This window comes from Thalassospira sp. MCCC 1A02491 (assembly GCF_001613785.1).
In the GTDB taxonomy this organism is placed as follows: Bacteria; Pseudomonadota; Alphaproteobacteria; order Rhodospirillales; family Thalassospiraceae; genus Thalassospira; species Thalassospira povalilytica.
Genome location: NZ_LPVX01000023.1, coordinates 34,349 through 58,811 on the forward strand (window position 1 = coordinate 34,349; position 24,463 = coordinate 58,811).

Here is a 24,463-nt window from a genome sequence, read left to right on the forward strand (position 1 = left end):
ATTACATTAATGCATTGGGCAACAACAACGTCAAACTCGGGATCGCTGCCATCAGGATGAAAAAGATCACCATGGCAATAAAGAACGGGATTGATGCCCGGCTATAAGCCCCGGTTTTGACGTCAAGAATGCCGCAGACCGTAAACATGATGACCCCGACCGGTGGTGTCAGACCGCCGAAATTGATCAGGGTGACAATCAGGATGCCCATGTGAACCGGATCGTACCCGGCATTGACCAGAACCGGCATGACAATCGGCGTCACCAGCAGGATATTGGCCGCCCCTTCAAGGAACATACCGCTGATCACCAGAACCGCCACAACAAGCACAAGGATCATCGCCCGGTTTTCGGTCAGGGTCGTGACGAATTCGGTAATCTGTTGCGGGGCACGTTCAATGGTCATCGCATAGCCCAGAACCGCCGCCATAATGATCAGCAACATCACCATGCCAAGATCGGAAACCGAACTTGTCACGGCCTCTTTGAACTTGGTGAAATCAAGTTCGCGATAGGCAAATATCCCGACCGCCAGCGCATAGAAAACAAGAAACGCCCCCGCCTCGGTCGCGGTAAACAGGCCAAAGCGGAACCCGACAATCAGGATCACCGGAAAGGCCAATGCCCAGATGCTTTCCGAGAAACTTTTCAACAATTCGCGACGGCCCGGCATTTCCGGAAGATCCGGCTGATAGCCGTTTTTGCGCGCCACAAACCACGATGTCGCCATCAGAACAAGGGTCAGGCAAATACCCGGCACAATCCCGGCAAGGAACAGGCGCCCGATTGATACTTCATTGACAAAACCAAACAGGATCAACCCGATGCTGGGCGGGATGGTTGCGGTAATGACCGACCCGAATGCCAGAACGGCTGCCGTAGCGGCCTTGGAATAGCCCTGTTTGATCATGCTCGGACCAAGAAGGCGCGCTTCCATCGAGGCATCGGCAACTGCGGACCCGGAAATGCCGCCCATCATGAAGCTGAGCACAATTGAAACCTGTGCGAGACCACCGGCCATCCAGCCGGTCAGAAGCCGGGCAAATTTCACCAGGCGATAGGTAATACCCGTCACATTCATCAGGTTGCCGGCCAGAATAAAGAACGGAACAGCCAGCAACGGGAAACTTTGGGTCGCGGTCACCATTTTCTGAATGACCACGGTTGGCGGCATGGCGCCACTGACGACAAAGACCGGAATGGATGCCAGGCCCAGCGCAAACGCCACCGGCATACCGATAATCAGGAAAACCGCAAAAAGAACAGCAATCAATATCAACATCACATGGTCCCCCGTGTCCGAATGCGCCGAACAAGCTGGAACACCATGGTTCGCATCATAAGAAGGATACCGACCACCATCGACGCATGGATGTAGGAGGCATTAATCTGGGCCGCACCAACAAGGCGCGGATGCATCAGGATCATATTGCCCCACGCGTAATAGAGCAGAAATCCAAGGAAACCGATGACCACGAGAATGTTGAAAATCTCGATCAGGCCAACTGTGCGCGCCGAAAAGATTTCCTGCAAAACCTGAAGGCCGAAATGGCGGTCTTCCTGCATGGCGATATCGGCTGCCAGCATGCAAAGCCAGGCAAAGATCAATTGCGCTATTTCCACCGACCAGATGATCGGCGATCCCATGGCGCGCGCAATCGACGCAATGGCCACAAGGACAACAACAGCAACAAGAAGCCCCCCGGCACAGGCAAACTCAATTCGCTTGAGCATGTATTCAATTCCATCCTGATGTTTGGTGTGCGTTGCCCCGAAAACCGCAAGGCAACGCACCTAGGCAAGGCAGATTGGTCAGGCCGTGTGACTTAGCGGCCCAGAACCTTTTTGACGGTCGCGGCTTCTGCTTCGAGATCAAGCATCTTGTAAACCGGTGCGACAGCTTCCTTGAACGGGGCCAGATCGACGTCGCTGACGGTCACACCGCTTGCAGCAACATCGGCCAGTGCCTTTTCACCCAGTTCGATGGTCAACTGGGATGCGTAACGGCCATCTTCGACGGCAAGATCGCGCACGATTTTCTGGTTTTCCGGGGAAATTTCATCCCACGCCTGTGCCCCGACAACAAGGGCGGTAACCAGCTGAATGTGACCGGTCTTGGTGACGTTCTTGATCACTTCATAAAGCTTGGCATTCCAGATGGCGGTCGGTTGGGCTTCGGCAGCATCAATCGAGCCAAGCTGCAAGGCGGTGTAAACTTCGCCCCATGCAATCGGGGTCGGTTCTGCCCCCATGGCACGAATGGTTTCGATCCAGACCGGCGCACCGATGGTCCGCATACGCACACCGGAAAGATCGGCCGGGCTTGAAATCGGCTTTTGCGTCAGGGCATGGCGTGCGCCCTGATACCAGTTCGATGCAATCATCACGAGACCGGATTTTTCGCGCAACTCGTCACCCCAGGCAATGTATTCCGGCGACAGGGCAAATTTGTCGGCCTGTTCATAGGTATCAAACAGGAACGGTGCCGACATGATGGCAAGTGACGGTACAAAACTGGAAAGACGGGCCACATCCGTCACGGTGCCGACCGCCGCACCCGCGCGGGCCTGATCGATCATTTCGGTGGTATCGCCAAGCTGCGAATTGTGGAACACCTCGATGATCACATCACCATTGGTCGCCTTTTCCACATCGGTCTTGAATTTTTCAAGTCCCTGGCCCATCGGATCATTCGGCGACAAAACCGTTCCGATCCGAAGCGTGGTTGCCGCAGTTGCCGGCACCGCCAGCGCCACCGCACCGGCCAGCACGGCACAAAGTCCGAGTGTTTTCACAGTCACTTTCATTTGGATGTCCTCCCGTTGGATTGGCATTTTGCCTAAATTGATATTTTAGTTGTTGTGAAATCCTAATTACGATTCAGCGATCTTGTCAACGGATTTCTCAACTTGTAAAAATCGTTTAATTTCAATTATTTAAGTTGATTATGTGTTTTGTGATCGGCGCGCTTGTAATCAACCAACACGCAAATAGCGGTCAGGATGCACTGCCGTTCGGTCCGAAAACCGGTGTTATTTCGGGATATGTGGCGCGGTGAAAAGGTGCGTGCTGATGGTCAAATTGCCGTCCGCTTTATGTGCGTTTCGAGCAGGCTGGCGCACGCCGTGCGAAACAGCCCAACAACCAACCAAACGACCAAACAACCGAACGACCGAACACCCAGGCAACCCAGACAGGTCGCACCGATCCGAGAATCCGGGAACACCCCGCCGGTTTCTGGTCATGCAACACAGTGATTTTGGATCAAAAGCCGACAGGCAGAAGATATTTGATACGCAGACCTTTATGCCCGCCGTCAGCGGGCAATATTGCGGTATTTCGCCGGGGTCAGACCGGTAAAGTGGCTGAACCGTGTGGTCAGATGTGCCTGGCTTGAAAACCCGGTGGCCAGTGCAATTTCGGCAACCGATGCCCGGTCATCGCGCAACATTTCCATGGCGCGTTCGATACGCTGGCGCAAAACAAATTTGTGGGGTGCCTCGCCCACGGTTTTGCGGAACATCCGCGCAAAGTGATAGGCCGACAAATCGGCAACATCTGCCAGATCTTCGATGGTCAGTGGCTGGTCAAGATGGGCTTCGACAAAGTCGAAAACCCGCCGTTTGACAACCGGGGACAATCCGCCGCGCACCGCAAAGCCAAGATCGCGCCGCGTCGAATAACTGCGCAGCATATGCCCCATCAACAATTGTCCGGCATTGGACATGGCCATCCGATCGGCCGGCACATTCCAGTCAAGCGGCAGCATGGCCTGACGCACGGTCTGTTCGATCAGAGGATCAAGGAAAAAGGTTTTCTCGGGCACCTCGACCGCATTGGGTTCGATATCGAAGGCCTCGACCACCGCCCGTTCCCAGGCGGCATGGGGGATATAAAGGTGGAACAGCTCCACCTCGCCCTGAACCAGCCAGTCCGACGTCATGAAAGCCGGCATCAGGCAACAGCGCCCCGGCCCGCCACCGGTTACCGGATCGGGACCAAGTTGGCGCTGGATGCCTGTTCCGCCATTGATATACAGGCTGATCGTGTGATGATCCGGGTCGGTATATCTGGTGGTGACATGGGCCTTGCGCCGCCAATGGGCCGCCGAAATGCCGTCACCGAAATCCCCGGCGCGCAGCAGATTGGCATCCCCGATCAACTGATTGAAGACTTCAAACTTCTGATAGCGGCCGTTGGGCTGAAAACCCGAACCGGCACATTCTGTGGCAAGCGGCTCTGACATCAAGGCATCCTGAAATTCCAGAATGTGATCATCGCACCGGCCATGCCGGTTGCAAAGCCCGTTCCACGCATCCCTGCCCTGAATTGCGCAAGAATATATAAAAGCCGCAAAAAAGAATGGCGATGAGCCAAGGCCCATCGCCGCACACTGCATGACGCAGAAGGAAGTTTGTTGTCCGGTAGAAATTTACAAGTTCATTTGATCAGTCACAGCGCGCCGTCATGCCGCCATCAACAACGATTTCGGTCCCGGTGATAAAGCGGGCCTCGTCCGATGCAAGAAACAGCGCCGCATTGGCGGTGTCGCGACCATCGCCCATGAACCCAAGCGGAATGCGCGCAAGACGTTGCGCCAGCAACGCATCGACATCGCCGCCAGCCCGTTGCCCGGCAAGGCGGGCTTCGACCATCGGGGTGTGCAATTGCCCGGGTACAACGGTATTTACCCGAACACCCTTGGCGGCATATTCCACCGCGACCACCTTGGAAAACTGGATGACGGCGGCCTTGGTTGCCGCATAGGCCGATTGTGCCGCCCCGGTCCAGCGCATACCAGAGGTCGAGGACGTATTCACAATCGCCCCGCTTTGCTGTTTTTCCATGATCGGCAGCACATTGCGGCAAGTCAGATAGACACTTTTCAGATTGAAATCGACCTGCTTGTCCCAGACATCTTCGGTCATGTCAGCTGGTCCGCCCTTGGCCGAACCGCCGACATTATTGACCAGAATATCCACCCGCCCGAAATGATCGACACAGGCGCGAACCATCGCGGCAACCGCATCACCATCGGTGATGTCACAGATATGACCGACGATTTCACCGCCGACATTGCGGGTCCGTTCGATGGTTTCTTCAAGCGCGTCCGGGTTCAGATCAACTGCAAAGATCTTTGCCCCTTCTTCGGCGAAACGGACCGCCGTTGCCCGCCCGTTGCCCCAGCCCGGCCCGACACATCCGGCACCGGTTACAATTGCAATACGTCCTTCAAGGCGTCTTGTCATACCGGCCCCCTTATTTGTCAAAACGGTAAAAACGATGCGGGTTATCGACCAGAAGAGCCTGTTGCAATTCGGCAGTCGGGGCGATTTCCGGGATCAGATCGACCAGAACGCCATCATCAGGCGCATCGGCCCGGAAATTCGGATGTGGCCAGTCTGTGCCCCACAGAACGCGGTCCGGGAACCGTTCGACCAAGGTACGTGCAAACGGAACCGCATCGCCATATGGCGCGTCCTGACGCGACGCGCGTTCACAGCCCGACACCTTGACCAGAAGATGATCGTTTTCCATCAGGCGCAATAATGCATTGAACGGTGCCTGATCCAGACCAAGAGACGCATCCACGCGGCCCATATGGTCAATCACCACCGGCACGCTTGATTTGGCAAGACCATCTGCCATGCCTTCGATCAGGCTGCTTTCCATATGGATTTGTAGATGCCAGTCAAATCTGGCCAGACGGTCGGCCAGACGCAAAAGCTCGTCAATCGATGCCCCGGGCACAAGATGGGCCATATAGTTAAACCGGATGCCGCGAACACCAAGATCATCCAGACGGCGAATTTCGTCGTCTTCGACCGTTACCGGCAACAGCGCAACACCAAGGTAATCACCCTTGCGGGCGTTCATGGCATCAAGCATGGCGCGGTTGTCAAACCCGTGCACACCCGACTGCACAATCACGCATTTTTCAATGCCGATCATGTCATGCAGGGCAAACAGCGTTTCCTTTGGCGCATCGCCCGGCTGAAGTTTGCTTTGCGGTGAATAGGGAAATACAGCAGCAGGACCGAAAACATGACAATGGGTGTCACAAGCGCCTTTGGGCATGGTGAATTTCGGCTGCGTTGGCGCAGGTTTATAGGTGATGGGCGCAGTATTCATGGCCATCCTCGTTGGTATTGATGTCAAAAACAGTGTGGTCCCGAAACCCTATTCCAGTTCGGGTACAGCCCCGTCGGGCGGCGGCAGTTCAAACACATTGATCGTCATGGAAATCAGCGTGTAATAGCCAAGGATACCGGTCAGATCGACAACCGCCTCCTGGCCAAGGACCTTGACCGCGCGGGCATAAAGCTCGTCGCCAATATGGCGTTCGGTATGAAGGGTAATCGCATAGTCATAGACCACCGCTTCGTCTTCGTTTTCAAAGACCGGCTGCCGGTTGGTGCGGATCGCCTCGACAATGTCGGGGCTGATCCCGGCCTTAAGGGCGATGACCTTGTGCGCGGCCCATTCGAATTCGGATTTCCAGACACGCGCAGTCGCCAGAATGGCAAGTTCCGACAGCCGTGGTTCAAGCAAGGAATCATAGCGGCAATACCGGCCAAGTGCCTGTGCCCGATCAGCAAGATCCGGACGATTGAGCCACACGGCAAGCGGTCCGCGCACCCGGCCACGCGGACCGGATGCAATGGCGTCATACACTTCTTTCTGGCGCGGGGTCAGGTTTTCGGGTTGCAAGGGTGCAATACGGGTCATGCCGGGATCTCCGCGGGGCGTTCGGTTCGTCCAAAGGCCGCCTCGGCAGCCGCAAATTCGTCAAGCCAGTCAACAATCACCGGATAGGTTTGCCGCCACTCAACCGGCTGGCGCCAATCAAGATATCCCAGCGCACAGGCCAGACTGATCGACACCACATCGGTTTTGCGCGGATCGGGCAAAGCGGTTTGCATCGCATCGAGCGCCCGGCTGATTTTACCGCGCTGATGATCAAGCCAGATTTCCGAAATCTGTGACGGATCACGAAAACGTCCTTCATAGACCATCAACAAGGCAGCATCGGCGATCCCGTCGGCAAGGGTCGCACGGGTCAAGATACGGGCCCGTTCATCCACTGCCTCGGGGATCAGTCTGTTTTGTCCCGACCAGCGATCAAGAAATTCAATGATCACCCGGCTGTCATAAAGAATGCTGCCATCTTCAAGGATCAGACACGGAATTTTGCCCAGCGGGTTCTGCTGACGCAGGGTGTCGCTTTGATCGCGGGTGTCGGCGGGCTGAACATCAATCCGTCCGGACAATCCCAGAACATCCATTGCAATGCGGACCTTGCGCCCGAACGGGGATGTCAGGGTTGATCGCAACAGTTTCGGTCCGGGCAGTTTGCCGTCAAACGGGAAAAGGTTTTGTGCTGAATTCATCCTGCGATCCTCAATTCATCGATTCTGGCAGGAACAGCGCCATTTGCGGGAACAGGCACAGCAACAGCAACATCACAAAACCGGCCGCGATATAGGGCAACAATCCGCGGAACACATCTTCGAGACGCACACGCCCGTCAGAGGCCGCCTGCACGACAAAGCAGTTGATCCCGACCGGTGGTGTGACCGCACCGATTTCCACCAGCAACACCACAAACACCCCGAACCAGATCGGATCAAATCCAAGATTCATCATCACCGGATGGGTGATCGGAAGCGTGATGGCCAGCAATGCCGGGGCATCCATCATCATGCCAAGCAGCAAATAGATGCCGACAATGATCAGAACGACGATCCAGCGATTGACCTCAAGCCCGATCAGGAAACCGCCAATCGCATTGGCCACACCGCTCAGTGCCAGGAATTTCGAAAAGACCAGCGCACAGATGATAATCGCGAAAATCATGCCCGACGTCTTGATGGTATCCATCAAGGTTTTGCTCAGTTCCAGTTTGCGGATACTGCGCTGACGCATGATTGCCAGAACAAAGGTCAGTCCCGCACCAATGCCACCGGCCTCGGTCGGGGTGAAAACCCCAAGATAAAGCCCGGAAATGATGCAGATGATGACAAACAGCAGCGGCCCGGCCAGTCGAAGGGAATAAAGCTTTTCCTTCATCGGAACATTGGTGGCGGTAACCGGCGCCAGATCAGGATTGCGCATCACGGTCAAATAGGTCGCAATACACAGAAGAACCGCAAATACACCGCCGGGAATGACACCGGCAACCAGCAAACCGCCGATGCTTGAATCCGTCAGGATGCCATAGACCACCACAAGCGCACTGGGCGGGATCATCACGGCCAGCGTCCCGGCAATCGCAATCGATGCCGATGCCAGACGTTTGTCATAGCCACGTGCGAGCATTTCCGGCAGGGCAAGCTTGGTAAAGACCGTGGCAGTCCCGACACTTGATCCGGACGCCGCACCGAATGCCGCCGCCCCCATCGTGGTCGAAATCGCAAGTCCGCCCTTTAAATTACCAAGCCACTTGGTGGCGGCTTCGAACATGTCTTCGCCAAGGCCCGCGCGCATCGCAAAAAAGCCCATCAGCAAAAACAGCGGAATAACACTGAAATGGAAGCTGTGCGTGGTGTCAAAAAACACCGTCGACAGCATGGCGGTCGCCCCCTTGGTCCCGACCAGGGCCGCAAGACCGGCCGCGCCGACAACACCAAGCGCAACCATCACATTCGCGCCAAACAGGATGGCAGCAAACAGGGCCACAATGCCCAAAGATCCGATTTCAAGCCCCGTCATTGGCCCACGGCCTCCTTGTTTGGCGCAGACCCGATCAGTTCACGCATGAAATCGAGTGCAAACTGAATGGCAAGCATCGTCAGTCCGAAGAAAATCACAAATTTGACCGGATAAAGCGGATAGCGAACCGATCCCCATTGCTGTTCATTGATCGCAAAGGACCGCATCGCAAATTCCCAGCCCGCCTGTGCACACCAGGCAAAGAACACGCAGCCCAGTGCGAGAACGAACAAACGCAACGGTTTCTGCATAAAGACCGGCATGTGCTGAAGAACGACCGTGACCTTGATATGGCCACCTTCATACTGGGTCAGTGCAAGCGACAGGAACACCAGAACCGTCAACATGGTTTCGGTGATTTCAAGGGCGCCCTGCACCGGGGAATTGAATAAGAAGCGCGACACTGCATTGGCCACAACCAGCATCATCATGGCAAAGGTTGTGTAGCCTGCGACAAATCCGCAGCCGCGCAGGAACCGGCCATAGGACTGGCAGATCCGTTCGAACAACGACATTGATGGAAACTCCACTTAATCCGCGTCACCATATTTCATGGTGCCAAACCCGCCCCGGGAAACGGGCATTCCCGGGGCGGTGAATGTCGGCAACTCTTAGAATTCGAGTTCCGAAACAATTTCCTGGGCCGGAAGGCCCGCGGCTTCGGCGCGCGCGATCCATTCCTGACGGACAGCCTGGATGCGTTCGTCCTTGATCACGGAGACCAGTTCTTCTTTCGGGAACTGAATGACTTCAACCCCCTTGGCCGGCCAGCCGGCACGGACGTCCTTGATGGTTTTTTCCAGCTCGTCATTATAGGCGTCAGCATATTCCTGACCGAGCTTGTCGACCACCGCACGGGTGGCATCATCCATGGCGTTGTAGGTATCAAGGTTCATCGCGATCAGGTGACCGAACGACGCGCCAAGCGGAATTTCGATATAGTATTTGGCAACCTCGTCATATTTCCAGCCATAGGCCAGCGCCGGACCAATCGGCGTGCAATCGAGGATGCTGGTTTCAAGTGCTTCGTAAGCTTCCGACGTTGCAATCGAAACCGGGGTTGCGCCAAGTGCCTCGACCAGTGCCGGATAGGCAAAGCCATAGGTACGGATACGCTTGCCCTTGAGATCGGCCAGCGAACGGATCGGTGACGTGCACAGCAGGCCATAGCTTTCAAGCGGACGGAAACCGACGGCCTTAAGGTTGTAATTGGCCAGTTCCTGGCTGAATTGCGGATATTTGGCGTGCCATTTTTCCATCAGATGCGCGATTTCGATCGTCGAATTCGGCTGCGGAATGAAGAAACCAACGGCGTTATTGAGCGGGAATTTATCGGCAAAATACGGTGTGACAATATCGCCGAATTCACCAACGCCGGCACTGAGCGCATCGGGAATTTCGCGGGTCTTGGCAACCGAACCGCCCCAGAAAACTTCGATTTCATGTTCGCCATTGGTGCGTTTTTTGAATTCGTCAACGAACCACTGGGTCGAAATCGCCTGTGCGTCGCCGGCACCCTGCGGCTTGAAGGTCAGCCATTTATAGGTTTCTGCCGATGCATTATTTGCAAAAGAAGTGGTCGCAACCCCAAGCGCAACCATCGCCATTGCAGCGGATGCAATCATCCCGCCTTTACCAAAACGTTTCATCATTCCTCCCTGGGCCGCGTGGGCCTGGTTACCAATCTTCTTGTTTGCGACAGATGCCCATCTGCCGGTCCTCATTGATTAGTCGCGCCGCGACCTATAATTCAAATACTATGTAATTATGCTTCCCATACCTTTGTGGCATGGCTATTTCCAGATACCGGCCGCAACCAGATCATCAACGATCTCGTGGATCATCTGTTCGACAACACTCAAGGTGCGTTTGCGTCCCTGATCCATGCGCATGGCCACGCAAAGCCGCCATGTGATTGCCGGATCAACAATCGGCATGGCTTCGAGCACCCCGCTTTGCACATCGGAAATGATCGCCCCATAGGTCAGGATCGTGAACCCGTGGCCATAGCGCACCAGCGACTTGGTATGGCCGATCCCGTCCGATCGGGTTTCGATATTAAGTGACACGTCATGCTTTTCGGCATAGCTGTCGACCAGAATGCGCAGGAAATTCGGTCGACTCGGCATAATCAGCGGATAGCTTGCGGCCTCTTTGAGGCTGTAGGACGGCTTTGAAAGCGTGCCAGACCGCCCGACCAGACAAAGATGTTCGACCAGAAGTTCGGTGATCTGGATATCATCGCGCGGGGTCGGGTCATGCATGACCGCAACCCCGATTTCGTTGTTGGCCATTTTCTGTTCAAGATCGGCACTGAAGCCTTCGACAAAGCGCAATTCGATATCGGGATACAGCGCCTTGCTGCGTTCAAGCAGACGCGGGGCGATAAATTCCCCCGGTGTCGGCGGCATCCCCACCGACACCACCCCGCCCAGATGGGTTGAATGAATGGTGATGTCATGATGGGTTTGCTGCAACTGATTGAACATCAGATAGGCACGGCGTAACAGGATCTCGCCCGCCTCGGTCAGGTCCGCCCCGCGTACCGTGCGGGTAAACAGCTGCACCTTAAGGTCTTCTTCAAGCCGCTTGATCTGACGGCTCAGTGCAGGTTGTGCGATGCGCAGGCGGTTTGCCGCCCGGGTGAAACTTTTTTCTTCGGCGACACTGACAAAGTATCGCAAGGCCCGCAGTTCCGGTTGCCATTCCCCGTTCATCCGGCTCCCCTTCCCGGTCATTCATGATCATGCTTTTTCTTGCTGATGGTCCGGCCCCTATAACCGGACGGCATAATCAAGGCCAAGCCCCCACAAAATTGCAATAGCCGATAACCCTGAGATTTTCGTCAATCACCCCCAAAACACCGCAAGAACGTGAAAGAACAAAATCCCGGCTTATGGCTTAATCGGGCATGACGGTTATGCCCCACATGGCCGTTGCACAACCAAGCCCTTCTTGCGTCACCACGCTTCCCCTTATGTGCCGTTACGGCGCCACGCTGTTTGAAAGCCCCGAAATGACTGCCCTTTTATTTGCCATTGTTACATTCTGCTGGGGCTTTACCTGGTATGCGATCAAGCTCCAGATCGGTCCGATCCCGGTTGAAATGTCGATCTTCTATCGCTTTGCCCTTGCCGCGGCCGTGCTGTGCGGCTTTTTGGTGCTGTCGCGCAAATGGCGCCCGGTGCCATGGCGCGCCCATCCGTGGATCGTGCTTTTGGGGTGCGGGCTTTTTGGCATCAACTTTATCCTGATGTATTCGGCCACTGCCTATATCGCATCGGGCATTGTGGCGGTGATTTTCACCACTTCGACCATTTTCAATGCGCTGGGCAACTGGGCCTTTTATGGCAATCGTCCGGGTGTGCGCTTTGTGTTTGGTGCGGCCTTCGGGCTTAGCGGGATTGCCTGCCTGTTTGCCAATCAGATTTACGCTTTGTCGCATAACCCCCATGCGATCACCGGCATGTTGCTGGCCCTTTGCGGGACGGCTGTGTTCAGCTGCGGCAATATGGTATCGGTCAAGCTGCATTCCATGGGCATTCCCAATCGCGATGCGGTTGCGCGCGGCATGATTTACGGCACGGTGTTGCTGTTTATCTTTGCCACCTTGCGCGGCCAGACACCGGTGATGCCGACCGACCCGATCTATATCGGCGGGTTGCTGTATCTTGCCATTCCGGGATCGGTGGTAGCGTTTATCGCCTATCTCGCGCTGGTCAACCGGGTTGGTGCGGGGCGTGCGGCCTATGTCACTGTTCTGTTCCCGGTGGTGGCGCTGACGGTTTCGACCTTCCTTGAAGGCTATGTCTGGACCCCGATTGGCGCGACCGGCCTTGCCATGGTATTGCTCGGCAATATCACGATCTTTGCCAAGCTGCCGAAATTCATCCGCCTTCCGGGAAATACCGCACCGGTCAAATAACCCTCAATACCAATCATCAGGCTTCAGGTCCGAAAATGGCGAGCAGCAAGATTGTTGCTCGCCTATTTTTTTTGCGTGTCACCGGGGCGTCCCCCGGCAAGCACCAGCCCGGCAAGCACCAGCAAAGAACGGACAAAATCATGCTCCCTACCGAAATCACGCCCAAACGCTTTGCGCTTGAAGAAAATCACCAATCAGGCAAACCTGTTTATCCGCAAGATGACAGCAACCGCCTTGCCGCCACTGCCACCTCGCCCAAGGCCACGACCACCCGTCAGGGACATTTGCGCAAACAGGAAACCCGCTCCATGCCGACACAGCCACAACGCATGCCCGATCTCAGGATGGATGGAACAAGCTGGGCGATGTTGCTCATTCTTTCGGTTCTTTGGGGCGGATCGTTTTTCTTTACCGAAATCGCGCTTGTCGATCTTCCGCCCTTTACGCTTGTGCTGTGCCGGGTGACGATTGCGTCACTGATCCTGTGGTGGGTGGTGTTGCTCCGTCACATCCCGATCCCGCGCGATCCGAAATTCTGGGGCGCGATTGTCATTATGGGGGCGTTTAACAATCTTGTGCCCTTTTCGCTGATTGTCTGGGGACAGACCCATATCGCAAGCGGCCTTGCCGCCATCCTCAATGCGACCACCCCGCTTTTCACCATCGTCATCGCCCATATCGCCACCGACAATGAAAAGCTCAATCTGCGCAAAGCGCTGGGGGTTCTGATCGGCTTTGCCGGGGTGGTGGTGATCATCGGCCTGCCGGGTGGTGAAACCATTACCGCCAAGGGCGAGAACACCTTCAAACCGGCTTCGGCACTAGCACCGCTTGCCCCCTTTGCCATCCTGCTTGCGACATTCTGTTATGGCTGCACCGGGGTTTTTGGCAAACGGTTTGGCGGCATGAACCCGATCCTGACCGCAGCCGGCATGACCAGCGCCTCAAGCATCCTGCTGATCCCGCTTTCTGCGATCATCGACCGCCCCTGGACCCTGCCGGTGCCTTCCCCCGAAACCCTGATGGCAGTCTTCGGCATCGCCGCCCTTTCGACATCGCTTGCCTATATCCTCTATTTCGCGATCCTCAAACGCGCCGGGGCATCCAACCTGCTGCTCGTCACCTTCCTGATCCCGGTCAGCGCGATATTGCTCGGTGTCGGTTTCCTTGGTGAAACGCTTCTGGCCCAGCACATTATCGGCATGGGCGTGATCGGGGTTGGATTGGCGGTGATTGATGGGCGGTTGATTGCCGCAACAGGCAATCGAAGTTGACGATAAAACTTAGCCATTGATCTAACTATTTATCCGACATATACTTAGCCGCATGGATAAGTATAACACATCACTCGACACCATCTTTCACGCACTGGCAGATCCAACCCGCAGGGCCGTGGTCCAGCGTCTGGTCAAGGGACCAGCGCCGGTAACGGAATTGGCAGCCCCCTATGACATGGCCCTGCCCTCCTTCATGAAACATCTTAACGTCCTGGAACAAGCCGGACTGATTACCTCAAGCAAGCAGGGCCGCGTGCGCACTTGCAGCTTTAACCCGGACAAACTCGAAGCAGCAGAAAAGTGGTTCGATGAACAACGCGCCCTTTGGGCAAGCCGCTTTGATAATCTCGACACTTTGCTGACATCCCTACAGGGAGGAAACGATGAAACCTGATTTGCGCTTTAACTTTATCGCCGACATGCAAAAAGGCACTTTGACCGTCCGTCGCGAATTTGCCGCCGCTCGCCAACTGGTCTGGGATTGCTACACCAAAAGCGAGTTGCTTGATCAGTGGTACGCTCCCAAGCCGCTGACAACAAAAACCCAATCGTTTGACTTCCGCGAAGGCGGTCACTGGCACTTTGCCATGATCGACCCGAATGGCACCCATTATTGGAGCCGCACAGATTACGAGACAATCACCCCGATTGACGGCTATACCGGCTATGACAGCTTTACCGACGAAACAGGCGCCGCGAACCCGGATTTGCCGCGCTCCCACCTCGCCATGACCTTCACCGATCAGGGCAGCCATACGCTTACCGAAACAGTGGTGAGCTATAATTCGGCAGAAGACCTGCAAACTGTGATTGATATGGGCATGGAAGAAGGCCTGACCTCAACACTCGAACGGCTGGATGAGTTGTTGTTGAAATTAGCGGTTTAAGCTGCCGCCCAAAACGCAAAAAGGACCGGAAATACCCGGTCCTTTTTTGTTTCTTGGCACAGAATATCTAAACAAAAAGTGGACAGTCCTCTTTCTCCACAAGAGAGTTCAAATATTTTCGTCTTTATTATTGTTGCATACCTCCAGAGCCTCATCGCGACTAAGCTAACCTTCAGCTCGCGCACACCCTAGATCGCATATAAAAGCCATTACACAATTATAAATTTATGTATTGGTAATCATTACTTTTCTTAGTTACCTTGAGTATTGTCACGAACTCACTACAAGAGGGCTTCAATGCGTGAATCTAGAAGAGCATTAAGATACTCAACAAACCCGATGTTTCGAAAATTCGAGAAACACGTTCTTTCATCTACAGTATCAACAAGAGAAGACGCCTTTTCAAGCTTGGAGTTTATCTCAGAGATTGAAGAAAATGGCATCGAATTCTTGAGAGCGCATGGCCACACAAAAAATTTAAAAACAACGTGGAAGTATCTGCAAGCTTTCATTCGGCAAGCAAAGACTTTCTACGAATCAGCTGAAAGCCTGAATTATCGAGCTAGCTCTCTGAGTTACTACTATGCATTCCACAATCTCGCAAAAGCATATATTGCTGTTCAAAACCCTGATGGAATAAGAGGACGGATGAATCATGGCCTCATACTGCCGTTGAATCCAACCCAGAATAACAAACAAAGCATTGAAGTTAGAGGTGGAGCATTTCAACTATTTTATGAACTTCTTACTAAAAATAGAATTCCAAACAAAACGAGATTGAATTTAAGAAACCTTTTAGCGTTCTGCACAGACGTTCAACTGGAATATGGACTGTGCGGCTATGGAATCACAAGAGTCCTACCGTTTTCGATTGGACTCGCTTCTGAAACTAACAATGGTCCATTTCACGTCATTAGCGCAGTTGTTAACTTCGATGTCATTCGGAAATGCTCTAAATCTTTACATAAATTCAACGGTTTTTTCGAAGAAGTAGAGATGGACAAGAGAACAGCAAGAGAGGTCTTCGACCTCAAGGCTGAAGATACAAAGAACGTTACCTTCTTTGAGTCCAATGAAACGTTCGATCAAAATGAAGATGGAAGCATAGCATTACGGCCGATTTATCAATCAGCATATAAAGCATTCGAAAATATGTTTGAAATGAACCCTTATGATTTCAAGTTTCCTTACTATTTAGTAGCTCCACTAAGAGAAAATTTTCAAATTCCAATGAGAGAGACTATTGCTATTTATGCAATCATGTTCTATCTCGGCTCATTAGTTCGATACAACCCTAGGTACCTAGAGGATATACTATCAAGTAAAGATGGGTGGATAATTGAACGGTTCGTCTCGTCCTCCCCCACCACTTTTCTGAGAAGCATTCGAAACTTGATTGACGGAAGAAATTTTATTTACGCTCCGAGGTAACTGCTTCCTTTAGCAAATGTTTTTCCTCTGCGTTCTAAGCCTCGTCCAACAAGCGAAACTGTAAACCCTTATGTGTTGGTGACACTAAAAAAGGAACAGCTTTATCGAACTGTCTGAAACCGAAATCACCTCGCAGATAAAACGAATCTGAGTAAATTGTAAAAATCAGCCTTTGGGCTGCTTTTTATCCTTGGGCTTTCGCCCTGCGGACCGTTGCGCGGTTTGCGCAACGTCTCTCGAAAGCTGCCTGCGTCGCTTTCTCGCGAACCCGCGGGGGTTAATTAAGTCCTCTCCCCGCGTTAGCCACATAACAGAAAAGCCCGATCCATCGGATCGGGCTTTTCTGTTATTGGTAGCGGAGGAGGGACTTGAACCCCCGACACGCGGATTATGATTCCGCTGCTCTAACCAGCTGAGCTACTCCGCCACAAGTATTTTGTGGTGTTCCGTATCGTTCGGAACGAGGCGGTTTTTAAGTCAGGGAGCCGTCCCCGTCAAGCGCCTTTTTGACGTTTTTGTCAAAAAAGATTTCCACAAAACCAGCGGGCGAGGAACATGTGCCCTCGCCCACCACAATCGTTGATCAGATGGCCTTATGCCGCCGTGGCGGTATTGCCGATCAGCTCCTCGCGGGTGATCCAGCCGCCACCAAGGACGCGTTCGCCCTGATAGAACACACCGGCCTGCCCTGGGGCAATACCGAACTGGGCATCATGAAGTTCGATGCGGGCTTCGCCGCGGGCTTCGGGGAAGACTGTTGCCGTGGTCGGCTGCATGGCCGAGCGCAGTTTGACTTCGACCTCGACCCCGTTTTCATCGATCTGGTCGCCATCAAGCCAGTTGAGCTCTTTGACATAGACCATTTTCTTGGCAAGGGCAGCCTTGGGGCCAACCACGACCTGACGTTTTTCCGGGACCAGCTTGACGACATAAAGCGGTTCTGCCGTGCCCCCGATATTAAGGCCACGACGCTGCCCGACCGTGTAATGGATCAGGCCGCGGTGATCGCCCATGACATTGCCGTCAAGGTCAACGATCTGGCCCGGCTCACCGGCTTCGGGACGGAGGCGTTCGACCAGACGGGCATATTTGCCATCCGGGACAAAGCAGATGTCCTGGCTGTCGGGCTTGTCGGCAACTTCAAGGCCGAACTTGGCGGCAAGGGCACGGGTTTCGGCCTTGCTCATCAGATGGCCAAGCGGGAAGCGCAGGAAATCAAGCTGTTCCTGGGTGGTGGTAAACAGGAAGTAGCTTTGATCGCGGTTCGGATCAGCCGCACGGTGAAGCTGTGCGCGCCCATCGGCACCGAGTTTACGCTGCACATAATGGCCCGTCGCCATGCAGTCCGCGCCAAGATCATAGGACGTTTCAAGCAGATCACGGAATTTGACGGTCTGATTGCATTTCACGCACGGGATCGGAGTTTCGCCGCGCATATAGCTGTCGGCAAAATCATCGATCACTTCTTCGCGGAAGCGTGATTCGTAATCGAGCACGTAATAGGGAATGTCGATATCCTCGGCCACTTTGCGCGCATCGTAAATATCGCGCCCGGCACAGCAGGATTTCGCACGGGTCGGTGCATTGGCACCCATATCATAAAGCTGAAGCGTGATGCCGACCACGTCATAGCCTTCCGATTTCAGAAGGGCCGCAACCGCGGAGCTGTCCACACCACCCGACATGGCCACAACCACGCGCGTGTCTTCAGGGGCCTTATCAAAGCCAAGAGAGTTCATTTTTCCCACCCATCTGCGGGTCAAGGCCGCAGCGACAAGAAGTTAATCCAAAAAGGCAACGGGCGGCATTTCCGCCACCCGCACGCAATATTTCGAGCTTATATAAGCGATGTTCGCCTATTTTGCCAGATCAAGTCCCATCTGCCAGAAATCGGCTTCAAGGCGGCTTGCCATGGCAAAGGTATCGACCAGACCATCAATGCGATCATGACCGCCGCGCTTGGCGACAGTATGTTCCAGCAAATCAATTTCGGCCTTGGCCACGTCCTGGAATTCAGCGGACGCATACATTTCAATCCATGCCCGGTACGGATTGCCGTCCAGCCTTGTATCAGAACTTGCCATCAGGCGGTTTGCGATTTCGGCATAGCCAACCATACAGGGCATCAGGGCAACCTGAAGATCAACCACATCGCCCTGCACACCGCGATCCAGCACATAGCGGGTATAGGTCACGCACGCACGTGCTTCGGGTTCGGCAATGATATCGGCCTCGGACAGGCCCCAGCCTTTGCAGAATTCAAGATGCAGGCTCATTTCCATATCAAGGATCGCATGCACGGTGCCAGAAAACTGGCGCATGGCGGTCAAATCTTCGGCCTTGTAGACCGCAAGCGCATAGGCGCGCGAAAACTGGATCAGAAACAGGTAATCCTGGATCAGGTAATGCTTGAAGGCCGCTTCGGGCAATGTGCCGGCACCAAGCTGTTTGACGAAGTCATGGCAGACATAGCTTTCCCAGGCGTCGGTTGCGCGCGCACGCAATTTGCCAAACAGGCTGTCGTCCGGAATGATATCGGTAAAGGTGGCGGTCTGGCTCATGGATGTTTCGTCCCGTTTTGCGGTATCAGCCATCATGGCGGTGATGGCGGTCATTCAAACAAAAACAGACCAGCCCGCGCAAAGCAGGCTGGTCTGATATTTCGTGGTCAGGGTGCAGGCCGAAAGGCGCACGTCTCAACCCTTTCGAAATCAGTCTTCGCGTTCGTCGATCCAGGCCATCTGGATGGCTTCGAGAATCTTTTCGTTCGATTTCTCGGGATCGTCTTCGAAACCTTCAAGCTCGCAGACCCATTTATGCAGGTCGGTAAAGCGAAGGTTGAGGTTATCCTTGTCAGGATGGGCTTCCTCAAGCTCGATCGCGATGTCCTGAATATCTGTCCAACGCATATCCGTCTCCTTTGGTGCCCGGGGCGCAAAACACACCGGTCAAAAGAAGGTCAAACTTACTTGTCGACCATCATGTTGCGGGTCGCAGCCGGCAGCATAACGCGCAGGCCGTCGAGTTCGTCGCTCATGATGATCTGGCAGCCAAGACGCGACGTCTCGGTCAGGCCGAAAGCAAGATCAAGCATGTCTTCTTCGTCTTCGGACGGCTCGTCAAGTTTGTCGAACCATTCTTCGTCCAGAACAACGTGGCAGGTCGAGCAAGCCAGCGAACCTTCGCATGCACCTTCAAGGTCAATGCCGTTCTTATGGGCAGCTTCCAGAACGGACAGGCCGTCGGCAACTTCGAATTCCTTTTCGGTGCCATCGGTCTCAACAAAAACGATCTTAGGCATCTGTGCCTTTCTCCTCGGTAATACTTTTCGTTCGATCTCTGTTTGCTGCGCTGCTTGTCACAACGCAATTGTCCGGCCCTGACCTTGGCGGTTGTTCGGGACAATCGCCGTACTTGACCGGTTTGTCAATTCCACCGGTGCCGATTAATTCACTTCATCGACATTTTGACCGGCAAGCGCCTGTCTGATCCGGCTATCCATTCGGGTTTCGGCAAAGGGTCGCGACGCATTTTCAAGGGCCTCGGCGGCCTCGTTAATCGCATCGCGATCATCGCCAGCCATCGCCGTCTCAAGGGCGGTGATGGCGTTGTTGATACTGGTTTCGTCCTCGGCACTCAGAAGCGCGCGGTCGGCCGCCATGGCCGCCCGGACCGCAAGGATATTGCGCCGTGCCTCGACCCGTGCTTCGGTCAGGACGCGCATTTCCATATCTTCGCGGGCATGGACCATACTGTCGCGCAGCATGTTGGCCATATCGGTTTCATTGATGCCATAGGTCGGCTTGACCGCGACTTCCTGTTCGGTGCCGGTGGTTTCTTCGCGTGCCGACACCGTCAAAAGGCCATCGGCATCAACATTGAACTGCACACGTATCCGTGCAGCACCAGCCGCCATTGACGGAATGCCGGTCAAAACGAACCGGGCCAGTGACCTGCATTGATCGACCATTTCGCGTTCGCCCTGCACCACATGGATCATCATGGCCGACTGGCCATCCTGATAGGTGGTGAATTCCTGGGCCTTGGCGACCGGGATCGGGGTGTTGCGGTCGATGACCTTTTCAACAATCCCGCCCATGGTTTCCAGACCAAGCGACAGCGGCGTGACATCCAGAAGAAGGTTATCAGAGCCCCCCGTCAGCGCCTCGGCCTGAAGGGCGGCGCCAAGGGCCACGACCTCGTCCGGGTCGATATCAGACAGCGGTTCCTGTTCAAACAGATCGGCCACCGCCTTGCGCACCGCAGGCACGCGGGTTGACCCGCCGACCAGCACCACGCCCTTGACGTCTTCGGGCAGGATATCGGCATCATCAAGCACCTGTTCGGTGATCGCGATGGTACGCGACACCAGCTTGGCGATCATTGCCTCGAACGCGGTGCGGGTAACAGTATGGCTGGTCACCGACCCGTTCAGATCGACAGACACCTCGACCGCATCCTGATCGGTCAGGCCTTCCTTGACCTTGCGTGCGGTTTTCAAAAGCCGTTTGGCATCCGACGCATCAAGGGAATCGGCTGCACCGCCGTCCTTGCGCTCAGCCAGGAGATGTTCGGCAATGGCATGATCGAAATCATCCCCGCCAAGGGCCGCGTCACCACCGGTCGCCTTGACCTGGAAAACGCCCTTTTGCATTTTCAGAAGCGAGATATCAAACGTCCCGCCGCCAAGATCGTAAACGGCGTAAAGCCCCTCTGCCCCGTTATCAAGGCCATAGGCAAGGGCGGCTGCGGTCGGTTCATTGACCAGACGCAGAACTTCGATCCCGGCAAGCTTCGCCGCATCCTTTGTCGCGGTACGTGCCCCGTCATCGAAATAGGCCGGAACCGTGATCACCGCCTTTTCGACCGGTTTATCAAGGCCTTCTTCGGCGCGTGCGCGCAGGGCACGCAGAATATCGGCCGACACTTCAACCGGGGTCAGAACCCGCCCGCCGACATTGAGGCGCACCATCATCGGTTCACCCGCACCATCATCGGTGCCTTCGGGGACTTCGACGTCATAGGGCAGCGTACCGGCAACGGATTTGACATCCTCAAGCCCGCGCCCCATCAGGCGCTTGACCGAGGACACCACACGATTGGCATCGGTATTGATATGTTCGCGGGCGTCTTCGCCAACCACCGGTGCGTCATCGCCATAATAGACAACAGACGGCACAATCGCATTGCCACCGGATTTGTCGCGCAGGACTTCGGGTTTTTCGCCGCGTGAAATCGCAACGACCGAGTTGGTGGTACCCAGATCGATACCAACAGCGATCTGGCGCTCGTCCTCGTGGGGGAGCGGCGTTTCGCCCGGTTCGTGGATTTTAAGCAGAGCCATGAATTCTATCCGTATCGGTTATTTGAAATGATCAGGCAGCGGCAAGGCGCGATTTCTTCGCGCGCGCTTCCTCGGTCATTTTCATCAGGTATCTCAGGCGGGTGGTCAGTTTTTTGGCAACGTCATATGACTGTTGATCAAGTGCCTGGCCAAGGTCCTTTTCACAGGCGCGCGCCTGTTTGCGGGTATCCTTGATCATTGCATCAATGGTGATCCTGTCATCGGCATCATCAAGTGCCTCGCGCATTTCCATCGCTTCCATCAGAAGTTCCGGATCATTGACAGTATGGCCTTCGCCGCCTTCGGGTTCGATCCCGGCCAAACGCAACATGTAATGGGCGCGCGACACCGGGTTTTTAAGGGTCTCGAAAGCCTCGTTCAGGCTGGCAGCCTGCTGGGAAGACAGAGCCTGCTCGCGACCGGATTTCGATGCAAAACGGTCGGGATGCAATTGCTGCTGCTGTTTGAGGTAGGTTGCCTCCATCGCGTCGATATCAACGTCAAAGGACCGTTCCAGACCGAACCGTTTGAAATGGTCGAGCTGACCCGGGGCCTGAATGGCGTTGCAGGTATCACAAAACAGTGCGCGGACTTCGACCGGCCCCTTGCAGGACCAGCAAGCTTTGTGTGCCGGATGTTCTGTATTGCTCACGCGATGCACTTCCGAGGATTAAAACAATAACAAATCAGTCAAAAGGCAGCCGGGACGATGGATCAGGCCGCCCTTTTCAGCCGATGGCCCCGGCGATGAAACCGGGGCCATGACCAAACAGAAAGCAGGGAAAGCCCGGCCGATCAGACGTGGAAGGATTCCCCGCACCCGCAACGACCTTTTTCGTTGGGGTTACGGAAGACGAAACCTTCTTCCATCTTGTTGACCTCGTAATCCATCTCCGTGCCGAGCACGAACATGATGGCTTTCGGGTCGATCAGGATTTTCACGCCGTCTTCCAGCTCGACAACTTCTTCGAAGCCGCTGGCATCGTCAGCATATTCAAGCGTGTAAGACAGGCCCGAACACCCTTTGCTGCGCACACCAAGCCGAATGCCATGCGACGGTTTGCCGCGGCTATCAAGCAACGCCTTGATGTGATCAAGGGCTACTGGCGTGACAGAAATCGGTGACGGTAAAGCCATGGTATTCTCCCAAATTCCGGAAAACGTGGCGGTTGGGACGCTGCTTATTCAGCAGCGTCAGCCGCACCGTTTTTGGATTTGTAGTCGCTGATGGCTGCCTTGATGGCATCTTCAGCGAGGATTGAGCAGTGAACCTTGACCGGCGGAAGCGCCAGTTCTTCGGCAATCTGCGAGTTTTTGATCGAACCGGCTTCATCAAGCGACTTGCCCTTGACCCATTCGGTGATCAGCGAGCTCGACGCAATCGCCGAACCGCAACCAAAGGTCTTGAACTTTGCGTCTTCGATGATGCCTTCCGGGGTGACCTTGATCTGCAGCTTCATGACGTCGCCGCAAGCCGGTGCACCAACAAGGCCGGTACCAACAGACAGTTCGTTCTTGTCCATGGAACCAACGTTGCGCGGGTTTTCGTAATGGTCGATCAGCTTTTCACTATAAGCCATGATTTCTCTCCAATCTTCTTGTGGTCTCTCGCGAGACAATGACGTTTATTCAGGCGCTTCTTAGTGCTCAGCCCATTCGATCGACTTGAGGTCGATACCTTCCTGGGCCATTTCCCAAAGCGGGCTCATCTCGCGGAGACGCTCGACCGCAGTGCAGATCGCATCAACAGCGGTATCGAGTTCTTCCTTGGTGGTGTAACGGCCGATGCCGATACGAAGCGAGGTATGTGCAAGTTCTTCGTCAACGCCAAGCGCACGCAGAACATAGGACGGCTCAAGCGATGCAGAGGTACATGCCGAACCCGACGAAACCGCAATGTTCTTGATGTCCATCAGAAGGCTTTCGCCTTCGACATAGGCAAAGGAAACATTGAGGTTGCCACAAACGCGTTCTTTTTCGTCGCCATTCAGATAAATGTCGGCAAGACGATCACGGAAACGCTGCAAGGTGTAATCACGCAGTTCAGCGATACGGGCGTTTTCTTCGGCCATTTCGTTGGACAGAATGTCACATGCCTTGCCAAGACCCACGATCAGCGGGGTCGGAAGCGTACCCGAACGCATGCCGCGTTCCTGACCACCACCTGTGATCTGGGCGATAACGCGAACGCGCGGACGACGGCGGACGAACAGCGCGCCGATGCCTTTCGGGCCATAGATCTTGTGACCGGAAATCGACATCAGATCGATATTCATGTCTTCAACATCAAGATCGATCTTGCCAACGGCCTGTGCGCAATCGGTGTGGAAGAACACTTTGCGTTCACGGCAGATGGTACCGATTTCTTTCAGCGGCTGAATGACACCGATTTCGTTGTTCACGCCCATGACGGAAACAAGTGCGGTTTCATCGGTGATCGCAGCCTTGAGTTCTTCAAGGTCGATCAGGCCGTTTTCCTTAACGCCAAGATAGGTCACTTTGTAACCTTCCTGCTCAAGGTGACGGGCACTGTCGAGCACGCATTTATGCTCGGTCACGACCGTGATCAGATGCGGCTTTTTCTTGCCATAGAACTTCATCACACCTTTGAGTGCGAGGTTGTTCGATTCAGTCGCACCAGAGGTAAAGATGATTTCCTTGGCCGATGCGCCAATGATCTTGGCAACCTGGGCACGGGCGACTTCAACGGCATCTTCGGCTTCCCAGCCAAAGCTGTGGTTGCGGGAATGCGGGTTACCGAACTTCTCGGTGAAATACGGCAGCATCGCTTCGACGACACGCGGGTCGGTCGGCGTCGTGGCCTGGTAGTCCAGATAGATCGGCTTTGCTTTAAGCTCGTTCATATTTAAGGCTTCCTCACTCACTC

The 24,463-nt window shown here is 54.6% G+C and carries 26 protein-coding genes and 1 tRNA gene; 5 read left to right on the top strand and 22 right to left on the bottom strand.

From position 1 onward, the window contains the following. Window position 1: 1 nt before the first annotated feature. From AUQ42_RS07730 to AUQ42_RS07785, 12 genes are all read right to left on the bottom strand, one after another. A complete protein-coding gene (locus tag AUQ42_RS07730) occupies window positions 2-1,282 on the bottom strand; it encodes a TRAP transporter large permease (RefSeq protein ID WP_082817781.1) in 1,281 nt (426 codons plus the stop codon). Then, window positions 1,282-1,734, bottom strand: coding sequence for a TRAP transporter small permease (locus AUQ42_RS07735; protein WP_068518723.1), 453 nt, complete (start codon window positions 1,732-1,734; stop codon window positions 1,282-1,284). The genes AUQ42_RS07730 and AUQ42_RS07735 overlap by 1 nt, the downstream gene beginning before the upstream one ends. Before the next feature lie 92 nt (window positions 1,735-1,826). Then, window positions 1,827-2,807 (bottom strand): C4-dicarboxylate TRAP transporter substrate-binding protein, encoded by a 981-nt coding sequence (locus AUQ42_RS07740; protein ID WP_068518510.1) that lies wholly within the window; start codon window positions 2,805-2,807, stop codon window positions 1,827-1,829. Between the two features lie 509 nt (window positions 2,808-3,316). Beyond that, window positions 3,317-4,246, bottom strand: coding sequence for a helix-turn-helix domain-containing protein (locus tag AUQ42_RS07745; protein ID WP_082817790.1), 930 nt, complete (start codon window positions 4,244-4,246; stop codon window positions 3,317-3,319). 202 nt (window positions 4,247-4,448) lie between these two features. Continuing rightward, window positions 4,449-5,249 carry an SDR family NAD(P)-dependent oxidoreductase gene (locus tag AUQ42_RS07750; protein ID WP_068518511.1) on the bottom strand — a complete coding sequence of 267 codons (801 nt, stop codon included), beginning with the start codon at window positions 5,247-5,249 and terminating at the stop codon, window positions 4,449-4,451. Between the two features lie 10 nt (window positions 5,250-5,259). Then, complete coding sequence (locus tag AUQ42_RS07755) at window positions 5,260-6,132, bottom strand: amidohydrolase (protein WP_068518725.1); 873 nt, start codon at window positions 6,130-6,132, stop codon at window positions 5,260-5,262. Window positions 6,133-6,180: 48 nt separating this feature from the next. Next, the gene (locus AUQ42_RS07760; protein ID WP_068518512.1) at window positions 6,181-6,729 is read right to left on the bottom strand and encodes a carboxymuconolactone decarboxylase family protein; all 549 of its coding nucleotides are present in this window, start codon (window positions 6,727-6,729) and stop codon (window positions 6,181-6,183) included. After that, a complete protein-coding gene (locus tag AUQ42_RS07765; RefSeq protein WP_068518513.1) occupies window positions 6,726-7,391 on the bottom strand; it encodes a glutathione S-transferase N-terminal domain-containing protein in 666 nt (221 codons plus the stop codon). Before AUQ42_RS07765 ends, AUQ42_RS07760 begins: the two co-directional genes overlap by 4 nt. 10 nt (window positions 7,392-7,401) lie before the next feature. Then, complete coding sequence (locus tag AUQ42_RS07770; RefSeq protein WP_068518514.1) at window positions 7,402-8,712, bottom strand: TRAP transporter large permease; 1,311 nt, start codon at window positions 8,710-8,712, stop codon at window positions 7,402-7,404. Next, on the bottom strand, window positions 8,709-9,227 hold the full coding sequence (locus tag AUQ42_RS07775) for a TRAP transporter small permease subunit (RefSeq protein ID WP_068518515.1): 519 nt from the start codon (window positions 9,225-9,227) through the stop codon (window positions 8,709-8,711). The genes AUQ42_RS07770 and AUQ42_RS07775 overlap by 4 nt, the downstream gene beginning before the upstream one ends. Before the next feature lie 96 nt (window positions 9,228-9,323). After that, the gene (locus AUQ42_RS07780) at window positions 9,324-10,361 is read right to left on the bottom strand and encodes a C4-dicarboxylate TRAP transporter substrate-binding protein (protein ID WP_068518516.1); all 1,038 of its coding nucleotides are present in this window, start codon (window positions 10,359-10,361) and stop codon (window positions 9,324-9,326) included. Window positions 10,362-10,505: 144 nt separating this feature from the next. Next, window positions 10,506-11,450 carry a LysR family transcriptional regulator gene (locus AUQ42_RS07785; protein ID WP_082817783.1) on the bottom strand — a complete coding sequence of 315 codons (945 nt, stop codon included), beginning with the start codon at window positions 11,448-11,450 and terminating at the stop codon, window positions 10,506-10,508. Between the two features lie 278 nt (window positions 11,451-11,728). Between AUQ42_RS07785 and AUQ42_RS07790 the strand changes: the two genes are divergently transcribed. The 5 genes from AUQ42_RS07790 to AUQ42_RS07810 all read left to right on the top strand — a co-directional run bounded on the left by AUQ42_RS07790 (window position 11,729) and on the right by AUQ42_RS07810 (window position 16,232). Then, on the top strand, window positions 11,729-12,637 hold the full coding sequence (locus tag AUQ42_RS07790; protein WP_068518726.1) for a DMT family transporter: 909 nt from the start codon (window positions 11,729-11,731) through the stop codon (window positions 12,635-12,637). 140 nt (window positions 12,638-12,777) lie between these two features. After that, entirely contained in the window at window positions 12,778-13,911 is a 1,134-nt protein-coding gene (locus AUQ42_RS07795; protein ID WP_231856708.1) for a DMT family transporter, read from the top strand. Between the two features lie 52 nt (window positions 13,912-13,963). Beyond that, window positions 13,964-14,308, top strand: a complete 345-nt coding sequence (locus AUQ42_RS07800; RefSeq protein WP_068518518.1) for a helix-turn-helix transcriptional regulator — start codon at window positions 13,964-13,966, stop codon at window positions 14,306-14,308. Further along, window positions 14,298-14,801, top strand: coding sequence for an SRPBCC domain-containing protein (locus AUQ42_RS07805; protein WP_068518519.1), 504 nt, complete (start codon window positions 14,298-14,300; stop codon window positions 14,799-14,801). The genes AUQ42_RS07800 and AUQ42_RS07805 overlap by 11 nt, the downstream gene beginning before the upstream one ends. A gap of 297 nt (window positions 14,802-15,098) precedes the next feature. After that, window positions 15,099-16,232: a YaaC family protein gene (locus tag AUQ42_RS07810; protein ID WP_082817784.1), complete on the top strand. Its 1,134-nt coding sequence runs from the start codon at window positions 15,099-15,101 to the stop codon at window positions 16,230-16,232. Window positions 16,233-16,582: 350 nt separating this feature from the next. On the opposite strand, the gene AUQ42_RS07815 is transcribed toward AUQ42_RS07810, so the two are convergent. From AUQ42_RS07815 to AUQ42_RS07860, 10 genes are all read right to left on the bottom strand, one after another. Further along, window positions 16,583-16,659 (bottom strand) — tRNA-Met (locus AUQ42_RS07815). 166 nt (window positions 16,660-16,825) lie between these two features. Further along, on the bottom strand, window positions 16,826-17,971 hold the full coding sequence (mnmA, locus tag AUQ42_RS07820; RefSeq protein ID WP_068518521.1) for a tRNA 2-thiouridine(34) synthase MnmA: 1,146 nt from the start codon (window positions 17,969-17,971) through the stop codon (window positions 16,826-16,828). Between the two features lie 117 nt (window positions 17,972-18,088). Further along, the gene (tenA, locus tag AUQ42_RS07825) at window positions 18,089-18,793 is read right to left on the bottom strand and encodes a thiaminase II (RefSeq protein ID WP_068518728.1); all 705 of its coding nucleotides are present in this window, start codon (window positions 18,791-18,793) and stop codon (window positions 18,089-18,091) included. A 150-nt stretch (window positions 18,794-18,943) separates the two neighbouring features. Further along, window positions 18,944-19,141, bottom strand: a complete 198-nt coding sequence (gene iscX / locus AUQ42_RS07830) for a Fe-S cluster assembly protein IscX (protein WP_068518522.1) — start codon at window positions 19,139-19,141, stop codon at window positions 18,944-18,946. Window positions 19,142-19,197: 56 nt separating this feature from the next. Continuing rightward, window positions 19,198-19,533 (bottom strand): ferredoxin family 2Fe-2S iron-sulfur cluster binding protein, encoded by a 336-nt coding sequence (locus AUQ42_RS07835; protein WP_068518523.1) that lies wholly within the window; start codon window positions 19,531-19,533, stop codon window positions 19,198-19,200. 144 nt (window positions 19,534-19,677) lie between these two features. Next, window positions 19,678-21,576 carry a Fe-S protein assembly chaperone HscA gene (gene hscA / locus AUQ42_RS07840; RefSeq protein WP_068518524.1) on the bottom strand — a complete coding sequence of 633 codons (1,899 nt, stop codon included), beginning with the start codon at window positions 21,574-21,576 and terminating at the stop codon, window positions 19,678-19,680. Between the two features lie 31 nt (window positions 21,577-21,607). Further along, complete coding sequence (gene hscB / locus AUQ42_RS07845; protein WP_068518525.1) at window positions 21,608-22,228, bottom strand: Fe-S protein assembly co-chaperone HscB; 621 nt, start codon at window positions 22,226-22,228, stop codon at window positions 21,608-21,610. 143 nt (window positions 22,229-22,371) lie between these two features. Next, a complete protein-coding gene (locus AUQ42_RS07850; protein WP_068518526.1) occupies window positions 22,372-22,713 on the bottom strand; it encodes an iron-sulfur cluster assembly accessory protein in 342 nt (113 codons plus the stop codon). Between the two features lie 44 nt (window positions 22,714-22,757). Next, complete coding sequence (gene iscU, locus AUQ42_RS07855; protein WP_068518527.1) at window positions 22,758-23,156, bottom strand: Fe-S cluster assembly scaffold IscU; 399 nt, start codon at window positions 23,154-23,156, stop codon at window positions 22,758-22,760. A 60-nt stretch (window positions 23,157-23,216) separates the two neighbouring features. Continuing rightward, a complete protein-coding gene (locus tag AUQ42_RS07860; protein WP_068518528.1) occupies window positions 23,217-24,440 on the bottom strand; it encodes an IscS subfamily cysteine desulfurase in 1,224 nt (407 codons plus the stop codon). Window positions 24,441-24,463 lie beyond the last annotated feature (23 nt).